At 59.1% G+C, this 13081-nt stretch carries 10 protein-coding genes and 1 other RNA gene; 6 read left to right on the top strand and 5 right to left on the bottom strand.

The genetic code is table 11. From position 1 onward, the window contains the following. Window positions 1-318 precede the first annotated feature (318 nt). Window positions 319-933 (top strand): MBL fold metallo-hydrolase, encoded by a 615-nt coding sequence (locus ACLTXB_RS08225; protein WP_428226620.1) that lies wholly within the window; start codon window positions 319-321, stop codon window positions 931-933. Window positions 934-987: 54 nt separating this feature from the next. Here ACLTXB_RS08225 and ACLTXB_RS08220 read toward each other — a convergent pair whose 3' ends face one another. From ACLTXB_RS08220 to ACLTXB_RS08200, 5 genes are all read right to left on the bottom strand, one after another. Beyond that, the gene (locus ACLTXB_RS08220) at window positions 988-2298 is read right to left on the bottom strand and encodes a CCA tRNA nucleotidyltransferase (RefSeq protein WP_428226619.1); all 1311 of its coding nucleotides are present in this window, start codon (window positions 2296-2298) and stop codon (window positions 988-990) included. A gap of 12 nt (window positions 2299-2310) precedes the next feature. Then, on the bottom strand, window positions 2311-3435 hold the full coding sequence (locus ACLTXB_RS08215; protein WP_428226618.1) for an SLC13 family permease: 1125 nt from the start codon (window positions 3433-3435) through the stop codon (window positions 2311-2313). A 102-nt stretch (window positions 3436-3537) separates the two neighbouring features. Continuing rightward, complete coding sequence (locus ACLTXB_RS08210) at window positions 3538-5088, bottom strand: peptidylprolyl isomerase (protein ID WP_428226617.1); 1551 nt, start codon at window positions 5086-5088, stop codon at window positions 3538-3540. 218 nt (window positions 5089-5306) lie between these two features. Continuing rightward, window positions 5307-5506, bottom strand: a non-coding RNA gene (ssrS, locus tag ACLTXB_RS08205) — 6S RNA. 17 nt (window positions 5507-5523) lie between these two features. After that, entirely contained in the window at window positions 5524-5838 is a 315-nt protein-coding gene (locus ACLTXB_RS08200) for a DUF1292 domain-containing protein (RefSeq protein ID WP_428226616.1), read from the bottom strand. A gap of 357 nt (window positions 5839-6195) precedes the next feature. On the opposite strand from ACLTXB_RS08200, the gene ACLTXB_RS08195 reads away from it, so the two are divergent. The 5 genes from ACLTXB_RS08195 to ACLTXB_RS08175 all read left to right on the top strand — a co-directional run bounded on the left by ACLTXB_RS08195 (window position 6196) and on the right by ACLTXB_RS08175 (window position 13080). Beyond that, entirely contained in the window at window positions 6196-8820 is a 2625-nt protein-coding gene (locus tag ACLTXB_RS08195) for a transglycosylase domain-containing protein (RefSeq protein ID WP_428226615.1), read from the top strand. 230 nt (window positions 8821-9050) lie between these two features. Further along, entirely contained in the window at window positions 9051-9491 is a 441-nt protein-coding gene (locus ACLTXB_RS08190) for an ACT domain-containing protein (protein ID WP_008981542.1), read from the top strand. 36 nt (window positions 9492-9527) lie between these two features. Continuing rightward, the gene (locus ACLTXB_RS08185) at window positions 9528-10736 is read left to right on the top strand and encodes a homoserine dehydrogenase (protein ID WP_428226614.1); all 1209 of its coding nucleotides are present in this window, start codon (window positions 9528-9530) and stop codon (window positions 10734-10736) included. Window positions 10737-10796: 60 nt separating this feature from the next. Continuing rightward, entirely contained in the window at window positions 10797-12023 is a 1227-nt protein-coding gene (locus ACLTXB_RS08180) for an aspartate kinase (protein WP_428226613.1), read from the top strand. Window positions 12024-12309: 286 nt separating this feature from the next. After that, window positions 12310-13080, top strand: a complete 771-nt coding sequence (locus tag ACLTXB_RS08175; protein ID WP_428226612.1) for a hypothetical protein — start codon at window positions 12310-12312, stop codon at window positions 13078-13080. Window position 13081 lies beyond the last annotated feature (1 nt).

Below are 13081 nucleotides of genomic sequence, written 5' to 3'. Positions count from 1 at the left end.
AAATGGGCGAGAAATTCAACTATAAAATGGTCGAAAAATTACAAAAAAATTAAAAAACCGGGAGAAATCGCAGGGAAGGACAATGGTTTTGTGAAATTGGGAAATTCAAGGGGGGCGGAATGGGGGAGAATCGGGCATTGTGCCGAACTTTGGGGAAAAGAAGGGAAGGGTAAAAGACGGCGAAAGGACAGAAGAGTGGAGTAAAAGGGAAAAACGCAGAGAAATAACCGGACAATGACCGGGCTGAAAAAAAGAACGCTCCAAATTTTTCATTTGCTATGGTATAATATTCACAAAAAAGAAAGGAAGGATGGACTTATGCATCTGACATGGAATGGACACTCCTGTTTTACTCTGGAGACTCAGCAGGGCAAGCTGGTGCTGGACCCCTATCGGCCCGGCTCGGTGCCCGGGCTGCCCGACCTGAAGCTGGAGGCAGACGGCGTCTACTGCAGCCATCAGCACGACGACCACGCCGGCGCGGAGCTGGTGACCCTCTCCGGACGGGGCCACACCGTCCAGGTGGAGGAGATCGAGACCTACCACGACCCGGAGCAGGGGGCTCTGCGGGGCAAGAATACCATCCGTATCTTCATCGCCGAGGGCCTGCGGGTGGCCCATCTGGGCGACCTGGGCTGTGAGCTGACGGCCGAGCAGATCCAGCGCCTTGCCGGACTGGACGCCCTTCTCTTCCCAGTGGGCGGCTTTTACACCATTGACGCTCAGCAGGCCCGCAAGGTGGTGGAGCAGCTGAAGCCCCGGGTGGCCGTCCCTATGCACTACCGTGGGGAGAACTTCGGCTACGATGTCATTGGTCCGCTGGAGGACTATTTGGCCCTGTGCTCTGATGTGGTGCGCTATCCCAGCAACACCCTGGAACTCACTGCAGACACCCCCGCCCAGACGGCGGTGCTTACCTGCCCGGTGAAGTAAGAAAAAAGTGAAGCGCGGCGGCGTGACGAGTTTTTTCGTCACGCCGCCGCGTTTTTAGTCTGTCAGATGTTCCAGCAAAATATCCCGGTCGTTGGGGAGAATTCCCTCCGCCACCTGATCCAGCAGGCGGTTGAGAGCGCGGCCGATGGCCGGGCCGGACAGTCCCGCCGCCATAGCGTCCCGGCCGTTCACTGCCAGATCTTTTAACGTCAGGCAAGGAGCCTGGGCCAGAATGGTGCGGGCCAGGTCGGCGGCCTGGTCCAGCTCCGGACGGGGAGGCTGTCCGGGGAGACAGGAGGCAGCGTCCGCCTTCATAAGATCAATAAGCTGAAAAAAGAGCTCCGGTCCCAACCGACGCAGCCACCGGCCCACACAGGCCTGGGTAGGCTGGAGAGGCAGGTGGTGACGCTGCACCAGTGTGACCACCCGGTTTCGGGTGGCGCTGTCCAGGCGCAGCTGCCCGGCAACGTCCTCACACAGCCGGGCGCTCTCTTCTGCGTGGCCGTAGAAGTGTCCGGTGCCGCCCTCATCCATAAAAAAGGTGGCGGGCTTGCCCACATCGTGAAGGAGCGCCGCCAGCCGCAGGGCTGGCTCCGGCGGCACCTTTTCCACCGTTTTTACCAGATGGGTGTACACATCCCAGGCGTGGTGGGGATTTTTCTGGTCAAATCCCACCGTGGGGACCAGTTGGGGCACAATTTCACACACGGTCTGTGGAAAGTCCAGCAGGACCCGGCCAGCACCGGGACCGCAAAGCAGGCGGAGAAACTCCACGCCGATGCGCTCCCGGGCCACCATGGCCAGCCGCGGCGTCTCAGTCCGGATGGCCTGGGCGGTGTCCGGATGGATGGCAAAGTCCAGCTGAGCGGCCAGCCGAAGTCCCCGGAGGATGCGCAGAGCGTCCTCCTGAAAGCGGCGCTCCGGTTCCCATACACAGCGGATGAGCCCGGCATCCAGGTCGGCCTGGCCGCCAAAGCGGTCGGCCAGCCCGTCATCGTCCCAGGCCATGGCGTTGATGGTAAAGTCCCGCCGGGCCAAGTCCTCCGTCAGGCTGGTGGTGAAGGACACCTGGTCGGGGTGGCGGCCGTCGGAGTACGTCCCTTCCCGGCGGAAGGTGGTCACCTCCACCGGCAGTCCCTGACAAAGCACTGTCACCGTCCCGTGGCGCAGCCCGGTGGGTACGCAGGTGAGGTCGGCGCAGGCGGACATGATTTCCTGCGGTCGGGCGGAGGTGGCGGCGTCATAGTCGTGGGGCTCTTTCCCACGCAGAAAGTCCCGCACACAGCCGCCCACCAGTACAGCCTGATAGCCGGACGTCCGCAGGCGGGTGAGTACCTCCAGAGCTCTGGGGTCCCATTGGATCATCGTGGACCTCCTTTAATGGACCAACCGGGCGGCCACGGGCAGCAGCACCAGCAGACCTACCACGTTGGCGGCAGTGAACCACAGGAAGTAGGGCAGCGGCTTTGCCTCCCGCGAGCGCAGATAGAACTTCATGGAAATGAGGCTGGCCAGAGAGGCCACCGGGGTTCCCAGGCCGCCCACATCCACTCCGGCCAGCAGTCCCTTCCAGTCCTCGGTAAGGCCGGAGAGAAGTACGGCGGCGGGGACATTGCTGATGATCTGGCTGGCGGCAGCAGAGCACAGCAGGGGGCTGCGGGAGAGCAGACTGCCCAGACCGGCGCGCACGGCGGGCATCTGGCCCAGGTTGCCGCTGAAAATAAAGAAGCACACAAAGGTGAGCAGCAGCATGTAGTCCACCTGGCCCAGCAGCTGCCGCCGGGCCAGCAGCAGGGAGACGATCACAAGGACGGTGAGGATGCCGTAGGGCAGGATGCGGCACACCGACAGCAGGCACAGGCCAAACAGCACCAGGTAAAGAGCCAGATGTTTGGGACTGGTGAGGCGCACCTGCTCCGGAAAGGAGACGGAGATCCATCCCTTGCCGCCAAAGTACAGCCCTGCCGCCGCCAGGCCCACCAGACTGATGAGGGTCAGGGGCAGCAGCAGAGAGAGAAAATCGCCCATGGACAGGGAGAAATGGGCGTAGAGAAACAGGTTTTGCGGGTTGCCCACCGGGGTGGCCATGCTGCCCAGATTGGCGGCCACCGTCTGAAGGGAAATAATAGGAATAAGCAAATCCCGGCGGCCCACCATCTCCAGCACCAGAATGGCGAAGGGGACGAAAGTGATGAGGGCCACATCGTTGGTCACCAGCATGGAGCAGAAGAAGGGCAGCAGGATCAGGGTGAGAGAAATGAGCCGTACCGGCCGCTCTCCCGCCAGCAGCCGCTGGGCCAGCACCAAAAACAATCCGCACTCCTGAAGCCCCGCCACCACGGCCATCAGACAAAACAGCAGACACAGTACCCGCAGGTCGATATAGTCCACATAGGCGGCGGAGGGGGGGACAAAGAAGGCGGAGACCAGGGCACACACAAAGGAGATGGACAGCACCGGCTCACGCCGGATAAACTGCCACAGAGAATGGGTGGATGTCATACCAAGAGCCTCCCAAATGTTTTTACCACACAACACAACATATGCCTGCAATCGGGCGGGAAAATGCCCCCGAACCGCTGGGGTTCGGGGGCAGAGAAAGGTTTATTTTACGTACTGGATGCCGGAGCCCTGCTGGGCCTCCACATCACCGTACAGGCCCTCGGCCCACTCGTTGGTGGCCTCGGAAGCCAGGGCGTTCTTGGCGGTGACCTTCCAGGCGGGATCGTTCCAGCCCACGAAGTACATGATGTGCCAGCCCTGCGTGGAGCTGCCGGTGTTCTTCACCAGTCCGGTGTCACCAGGCTGACGGCTGCTGTCCAGGCACCAGTTGGTGAAATCCTCGATAAAGCCGTCATAGCGGGACACGCCGGTGTACAGACCGCCGCTGCTCTGAGAGCCGCGGTCGGCGGTGTTCTGGACCGCCATCACAGCGAAGGACTCCTCGTCAGCGCTGCCGGACTTCCAGCCGTCCAGCAGGCTCTGGGCCTTCTCCTCAGCCTGGGTGAACTGCTCGTCGGTGGGATTGGAGCCGGCGGAGACCAGGACGTGACGGACGTCGGCGGTAGCGGCCTCATCGCGGGTGCGGCTGTCGATCTGAACCACATAGTAGTTGAAGACGTAGCTGTCGCTCTGGTCGTTCTCCACGATGGTGGTCTCACCGGCCTGGCGGGCGGCGTCATAGAGCCACTCGGCATAGCTGCTGCTGGAGAAGGAGGAGCCCATCTGGCTCTGATGCACGGTGGAGGAATAGACCTTATCGGAGTACTCCTCAGCCAGGTCAGCGGCGTCGCTGCCGGCGGCCAGCTTGTTCTGGATCTCCTGAGCGGTAGCCTGGGCCTGAGCCTTGGCGGTATCAAAGGCGGCCTGCTTCTCCTCGTCGGTCAGGTCCACAGAATTGCCCTCTTCGTCGGTGGTGGTGGTCTCAATGGAGGCCTGAACAGTGAAGACAGAGTAATTAAAGGTGTCCAGGTTGTTCTTGTTCTCCTGATAGTAGGCCTCCAGCTCCTCGTCGGAGTAGGTCAGGTTATCCTGGTGATCCTGCTGATAGTAGGTGGCGATGGTCTGAGCGGTGAGGATCTCCTTGTAGAGTTTCTCAGTCATGTAGGAGCCAAAGTTGGTGCGCAGATAGTGCTCCAGGCTGGAATAGCCGCTGGCACGTACGGACTGAGCGGTCTGCTCTATGCTGGCATCAACATAGGCCTGGCCAGCGGCGGGCAGAGTGTAGCCCTCCTTCTCGGCGGCGTGGTTGAGCATGGTGACCTGAGTCAGACTGGTCAGGCCCTGATCCAGGAAGTAGTCATACCAAGTGGTGCCGGACTCCTCGTCCTTGACCTGGTCCTTGGGGTCCACGCTGGAGTCAAAACCGGTGTTCATGCCCATCTGAGCATAGTACAGGGTCTCAGTCATGGCGTTGTGGTAATAATACTGAACGACAGCGGGAGTAAAGTCCTCGCCGTCAATGGTCACAGCGGTGGTCCGCTTCTGGAAAAAGCCGCTGTCCCACACCAGCAGGGCGATGGCCAAAACGGCGATGACAACGCCGACCACGCCATAGACCACGTGCATGCGGCTGCTTTTTTCCTCCGCTTTGTTGTTGCGCCGCTGGGCATAAGTCGAGCCCTGGCGGGTCTTCTTTTCTCTGGATGCACTCACAGTTGATTCCGTCCTCTCGTTGTTGAAAAGTCACCCGGCTCAGCCGGGCGGAAGAAGATTCCGCATTATTATATAAAAAACTTCCATGGGATTCAAGGGGCAAAAGAGACAAGAAGGGAAGGTTTTACAGAATGTTCATGGAAAAAGTGAAGGTTATTTGAAAAGAAAACGAAAAAAAGACCGCGGCATAAGCCGCGGCCCAGTTCCAAATGAGCTTTATATACCCCGCTCTGGCCGTGTGAACCCGTTTAAAACCTGCACGAAATGGCAGGTGGGTCGCCTCCACGACGCTTATCTGCTTCCAACTTCCAGCCGACCTCGATGGGGGCTGGGAGGCCTGCAAGCCACGCCGTGAGGTGGGCGTCCCGTTTAAAAAATGTGGGTTTAAAAGAGCCCATCACGCACCGAGCAGGAAAACTCACCTGAGTCTGCGATTTAATTTTCCTCTTCTTCCTCGAAGAAGCGTTCCATAAAGAGATTGTAGGCGGTTTCCACCTCTTCGTCATTGTCCAGGGTGGAGAGCAGCTCTTCGCCGTTTTCCTCCACGACCTTCATAATGACCAGGCCGTACTCCTCGTCATCCGCGTCCACATCCACCGGCTCGCCGGTCTCTTCATCCTCAGCGACTGCGGGAAACAGGGCGTGGTAGGTGATGCCGTTATGTTCCAGTGTATCCACCAGTTCCAGCTCAAATTCATTGCCGTCCTCGTCGGTCACGGTGATGAAATCAGGGCCGAATTCTTCGCTCATAGGGGAGATCCCTCCTGCTTATGTACTGACCATATTGTACCCTGTGTGCGGAAAAAATGCAAGTAGGGAGCGAGGTAAATTTTTACCGGCCGTTGCGCAAAAGAAATCCTGGGATAGACAAATGGGGATAATATGGTATAATATATACTGATTTTTTGCCGTCATGCTTCTGTTTAAAGGGTGCATCGCCAAAGAAATGCGCCGGCAGAGGCGGCAGGGCAAAAGGGGCGCTGGCCGCGGGAGCGGAGCGCCGGACATGCGAAACAACTGCGCCAAAGCGCATGGCAGCCTGGCACTTGTTCCGGTGCTCAGGGCGGGCCGGTGCGCTGCGCGCCTGCCAGTTCGGAGGTATTTGCTGTGTCTGAACAAAATTATTCTTCCCATTCCAGACGAGAAGGTGCTCGTTCCAGCCAGAACGGGGACCAGCCTGCGCGCCGCCGTAAAAAGAGCAAAAAGAAAAAGGGCGGCGTGATGCGGATCATCGGCACGCTGTTGCTGATTTTCCTGACCACCAGCGCTTTCCTGGCCTGCTTTGCGGCAGTGTATATTGTCAACGTGATTCTCCCTCAGGCCAACATGGATCTCTCCAGCTTCAATGTGGACGAGAACAGTGTGATGTACTATCAGGACAAGAGTACCGGAGAGTATAAAGAACTGCGCCAGGTACTCAGCGTCACCAACTCCCAGTGGGTGGACTATGAGGATATGCCCCAGTACCTCAAGGACGCCGCCGTGGCCATCGAGGACCGCCGGTTCTGGAAGCACAACGGCGTGGACTGGTGGCGTACCACCCAGGCGGTGGTGAGCATGTTTACCGGCGGCGATATCCAGGGCGGCTCCACCATCACCCAGCAGCTCATTAAAAACCTGACCGATTATAATGAGACCACCGTCAAGCGAAAGGTCACCGAGATCTTCCGCGCCCTGTATGTAGACTCCCACTATGAAAAAGAGGATATTCTGGAGCTATACCTCAACGTGATCCCTCTGGGCAGCGGCTGTGAGGGCGTGGGCGCAGCGGCCGAAAAGTACTTCGGCAAGTCGGTGTCCGATCTGACCCTGGCCGAGTGTGCCAGCCTCATCGGCATCACCAACAACCCCTCCAAGTATGGTCCTTATTCCACCGCCCAGGTGGAAAACAGCAATGGCGAGATGTGGAGTGCGGTGCAGTGGAACAAGTACCGCCAGGAGGTCATTCTGGGCCAGATGCTGGAACAGGGCAAGATCTCTCAGGAGGAGTACGACGAGGCGGTGGCCCAGGAGCTGGTCTTTGTGGGCAGCAATTCCGAGTCCGGCCAGAGCACCTCGGATATCTACTCCTGGTATGAGGAGCAGGTCATCACCGATGTGATGAACGACCTGAAGGAGGAGTACGGCTACTCCAGCCAGTATGTCAGCCAGATGCTCTCCAACGGCGGCCTGCGCATCTACACCTGTGTGGACCCCCAGGTCCAGGCGGCGGCGGAGGCCATCTACTATGACCGCTCCAACCTGAACTACACCTCTTCCAAAACAGGTCAGCAGCTCCAGTCGGCCATTACCATCATTGATAACTCCACTGGCGACATTGCCGGTCTGGTGGGCCGTATCGGAGAAAAGACCATCAACCGCGGCACCAACCTGGCCACCGGCGCTCTGCGCCAGCCCGGTTCTTCCATCAAACCTTTGACCGCTTATGCTCCCGCCATGGAGATGGGACTGCTCAGCCCCATTTCGGTGCTGCCCGACTACCCCTATCAGGTGCTGGACGGCAAAGCCTGGCCGGTGAACGTAGACGGACGCTACCGTGGCCAGGTGACCGTAACCGAGGCGCTGCAGTGGTCCTACAACACCGTGGCCGTGCGGACCATAGCGATGGTCACCCCGGCCAAGTCCTATGAATTTGCCACCCAGCACTTCCATCTGAACCTGGAGAGCGGCCGGATGGTCAATGGACAGATGCAAAGCGACATTAACCTGGCTCCTCTGGCCATGGGCGGTCTGACCGACGGCGTCACCACCCGGCAGATGGCCAACGCCTTTGCCGTGTTCCCCGAGAACGGCATCTACCGGGAGGCCCGCACCTACACCAAGGTGGAGGACAGCGACGGCAATGTGATCCTGGACAACAGCCGGGAGGACGAGACTGCCATCAAGGAGTCCACAGCCTATTATATGAACACCATGCTGCAGAATGTGGTGCAGAACGGCGGCGGTACCGAGGCCCGTATCAGCGGCATGTCCGTTGCCGGTAAGACGGGTACCACCGACAGTAAGTTTGACCGTTGGTTCGTAGGTTACACCCCCTACTACACCGCTGCGGTGTGGGTGGGCTATGAGTACAACGAGCGTGTGCCCGCTTCGGGCAACCCGGCGGCCCAGCTGTGGAAAAAGGTCATGTCTCCCATCCATGACGGGCTGGAAAACACCGGATTCAGCAAGCCCAGCGGCCTGGTGCAGGTCTCTTATTGTAAGGACTGCGGCGGCCTGGCCACCGCTGCCTGTCAGGCCGATCCCCGGGGATCCCGGGTGGCCACAGGCTATGTGATGCCTGAGGACGCGCCTTCCACGTCGTGTTCCTGCCACTCTCTGGAGGAGGGTTCCAACTCTCTGGTCCGGGTCTGCGTGGATGATCCGGTGCTGGATGAGAACGGAGAGTTTACCGGCAGCTACCATCTGGCCGGTCCCTACTGTCCCGAGATCAGCATCCGCACCTATGCCTACCTCAACCTGGATCGGGAGAGCGTGGGCGGCGCCTGGGCGGAAGACAGCCAGTATTTCTACTCCAACTTGCCTAACGTAGGCGTGTGTACCGTCCACACCGGCGAGGCAGTGGTGCCTCCGGAAGGAGGAGAAACCACCGATCCCGATGATCCTTCCAACCCTGAGAACCCGGAGAACCCCGACGGCGGGGAGGAACCGACCGATCCGGAGGGCGGCTCTCAGGAGGGCGGCGGAGGAGAAACCAGCCAGCCGGAGAACGTAACCAACTCCGTAAGATAGTGATCACCACCGAGGAGAGGGCCGCCGCAGGCGGCCCTTCTCTTTGCGTCAGTGCATGGCCACCCGAAAAATTGTGGAAAATGACGAATAACAGCAGGGTGGACCGGTGAAAAATTGACCGGTTGATTGACCGCCTGCCCATTGCATCCCGGACTTTGGTGTGCTAAAATAGACCACATCGCAAGTACAAATGACCATGACACACGGACAACGGGACGGAGGAACAGAAGGTGAATCAATCCGAGGGCTATTTTATCGTTCAGGCGTCTTCCATGCCGGAGATCTTCCGCAAGGTGGCTCAGGCCAAGCGGCTGCTGGAGACCGGGGAGGAGACCACAGTGAACGGCGCGGCGCATGCCGTAGGCATCAGCCGCAGCGCCTTTTACAAATACAAAGACGCGGTACGGCCATTTCAGGATATGCTCCATGGACGGATCGTCACGTTCCAGACCATGCTGCGGGATGAGCCGGGGGTACTCTCAGGACTGCTCAACGTACTGGCCGGCACAGGGATGAATATTCTGACCATCAATCAGAATATCCCCGTCAACGGCTGTGCTGTGGTGACCATTACGGCTGAGACCTCTCAGATGCACCTGAGCCTGGAGGATATGCTCCAGGCCGCCGCGGACAGCACCGGCGTGATCCGCTGTGAGGTTCTGGCCGGTTAAGAAAGAAACTCTGTGTTTTTTATGAGGTGAGTTGGAATGACAAAGGTAGCGATTCTAGGCTTCGGCACCGTCGGTTCCGGCGTGGCCGAGGTGCTCAGTAAGAACAGCCAGGGCATTGCCCGGCGCTCCGGCGGCGAGATCCAGGTCAAATACATCCTGGACGTGCGGGATTTCCCCGACAGCCCCTTTAAGGACTGCTTCGTGAAGGACTTTTCCATCATTGAGAACGACCCCGAGGTGGAAGTGGTGGTGGAGACCATCGGCGGAGCCAAGGTGGCTCTGGAGTTCACCACCCGCGCCCTGAAGGCGGGCAAGAGCGTGGTCTCCTCCAACAAGGAGCTGGTGGCCACCCACGGCTACGAGCTGCTGCAGCTGGCCAAGGCCAACGGAGTCAGCTATCTCTTTGAGGCCAGCGTGGGCGGTGGTATCCCCATCCTGCGCCCCCTGACCAACTGCCTGTCTGCCAACGAGGTGGAGCAGATCACCGGCATCCTCAATGGCACCACCAACTATATCCTCACCCGCATGATCAAGGCGGGTCTCACCTTTGAGCAGGCACTCAAGGAGGCCCAGGACAACGGCTATGCCGAGAAGGACCCCACCGCCGACGTGGACGGTCACGACGCCTGCCGCAAGATCTGCATCCTGTCCGCTCTGGCCTGCGGCCAGCACGTCTACCCCCAGCAGGTGCCCACCCAGGGCATCCGGGAGGTGACCCTGGCTGACGTGGCTTACGCTGATTCCTGCGGCTATAAGATCAAGCTTCTGGGCCGCTGCCTGCGGGAGCCTGAGGGCAAGGTGTGTGCCTTTGTGGCCCCCCACCTGGTCTCCTGTGAGAATCCTCTGGCCGGCGTGGAGGACGTGTTCAACGCCATCGCCGTCACCGGCAACGCCGTGGGCGACGTGATGTTCTACGGCCGCGGCGCCGGCAAGCTGCCCACCGCCTCCGCTGTGGTGGCCGACGTCATCGACATTGCCCGGGACCCCAAGCGGGACCGCGGCAACCAGTGGGGTCCCGGCAGCGAGGACCTGGTGGTCTCCAGCGATTCGCTGACCTCCCGGTGGTATGTCCGGGCCAACCTCTCCATGGACCAGGCCCGTCTGGCCTGCGGAGAGATCCTGCCTCTGGCCCGCAGCGGCGCCCCCGCTCAGGAGGCCGCATTCCTCACCCAGCCCATGACCTATCCTCAGCTCATGGATCGTCTGGCGGGGGTGGAGACCTGCTCGGTGTTCCGCGTACTGTAAGCGTGCGCATAGAATACAGGGCAGTCCTGTGATTTCATCAACCTTGGAGGGATAGAATATATGGCACTGATTGTACAAAAATTTGGCGGCAGCTCCGTCGCCAACGCGGACCGGGTGCGCAACGTCGCCCGGATCATCACCGAGACCTACCGCAAGGGCCACAGCGTAGTGGTGGTGCTCTCTGCCCAGGGCGACACCACCGACGATCTTATCGAGAAGGCCCAGGAGATCAACCGTCACCCGTCCAAGCGGGAGATGGATATGCTCCTGTCCTCCGGCGAGCAGATCTCCATCGCTTTGTGCGCCATGGCCATCGAGGCCATGGGCTACCAGGTCATCTCTCTCACCGGCTGGCAGGCCGGTGTGAACACCGACTCGGCTTACAGCAGCGCCCGGATCAAGCGCATCCAGACCGAGCGCATCCAGAATGAGCTGGACAAGAAGAAGATCGTTCTGGTGGCTGGATTCCAGGGCATCAACAAGTACGGCGACATCACCACTCTGGGCCGCGGCGGCTCTGATACCTCCGCTGTGGCGCTGGCTGCCGCCCTCCATGCCGACCTGTGCCAGATCTACACCGACGTGGACGGCGTGTACACCGCCGATCCCCGCCTGGTCAAGGGCGCCAAGAAGCTGGAGGAGATCACCTTTGATGAGATGCTGGAGCTGGCCAGCCTGGGCGCCCAGGTGCTTCACAACCGCTCTGTGGAGATGGCCAAGCGCTATAACGTCAATCTGGAGGTTCTCTCCAGTCTCACGGGAAATCCCGGTACAAAAGTCAAGGAGGTTGTCAAAACCATGGAAAAGACTCACGTCAGCGGCGTTGCGAAGGATGAGAATGTGGCCCGCCTGGCCCTCATCGGCCTGGCTGACGAGCCTGGCATCGCCTTTAAGATCTTCTCTCTGCTGGCTAAGAAGAACATCAACGTAGACATCATTCTCCAGTCCATCGGCCGGGATGAGAGCAAGGACATCAGCTTCACCGTGGCCCGCGGCGACAGCGAGGAGGCCCAGAAGATCCTGGAGGAGAACAAGGATTACATCGGCTTTAAGGCCATTGAAGTCAACAACCAGGTGGCTAAGGTGTCCATCGTGGGCGCCGGCATGGTGAACAACGCCGGCGTGGCCTGCAAGATGTTTGAGGCCCTCTCCTCTGCCGGAGTCAACATTAACATGATCTCCACCAGCGAGATCAAGGTCTCCGTCCTGGTGGATGAGCGGGAGGCTGACCGGGCTGTTCAGGCCATCCACGACCGCTTCTTCAACGAGTTCGGAAGCGCCAACTGATCCAAAAACAGGTCTATATTGAATTTTCGGGATGGGAAACTGTGGAAGTGCATAGTTTCCCATCCTGTTTTCAAGAAAAATGGGGCGGATTCTTTAAAAAATCAATTTTTTTGCCGAAAGTGCGGAATCCAAGCGTTTTTTTCCTTTTTTTGTGTTGCAAAAAATAAGGACTTCTGGTAAAATAATAAATCGACTGGATAACTAACGTGCATTATGGAAAGCAAGGCAACTTGCTTTCTTTGGATTAAGGGCACTTTGCCCTGTTAGGCAAGGAGAATCAAAACACATGGATAGAAATGAGAGAGAGGCCCGCCGCCACCAGGAGGACCGAGCTCTGAATAAGGCTCTGATCTGGGTGGGCGTGGCCATCGTTCTGGAATTTTTGCTGGTACTGGTAAATCGTTACTACATTAACTACAATACGAGTACTGAGTCCATCAATCGGGTTTTGGCGATTCAGGCCGCACTGGTCGGTCTGCGGTGGGCCAGCCTGGCTGCTTTGGTTGTCTGTGTGGTTTGGATGCTGGTTCAGCTGTCCAAGAACGGAAATGCGGTGCTGCCCGGTGTGCTGGCCATTGCGGCCGGCGGGCTGTTGCTGTGCAGCCATGTGATCCTGAACTTCCGGGACGCCGGTCTGCGGATGATGTTCTGGATGGTTCCTGCCTGGGCTGCTCTGGCTCTGGTGTATTATCTCTATCAGCGTGAATTCTTCTTCTCCGCTGTGATCAGCGGTCTGGGACTGCTGGGCCTGTGGTTTGTGCGCCACGCCAGCCCTCTGGGCCTGTACACCATCCTGGTGGTGGTCGTGCTGGTGCTGCTGACTCTGGGTCTGTTTTTGCTCAAGAAGAAGGACGGCCTGTTCCAGCTGGGTAAGGGCAAAGCCCGTCTGCTCCCCGCTGAGGCCAACTACTCCCTGATTTTCCTCAGCTTTGTGGTCAGCCTGGTGGTGATCGCGCTGGCCGCCTTTGTGGGCGGTTCTATGGCTTACTACCTGCTGTACGCCATGGTGGCCTGGCTGTTTGCTCTGCTGGTGTATTACACCGTCAAGATGATTTAAA

It is taken from the genome of Flintibacter sp. (assembly GCF_046973065.1).
Note: the sequence above shows the minus strand (reverse complement) of the source record. Positions and strands in the feature narration are given on the sequence as shown.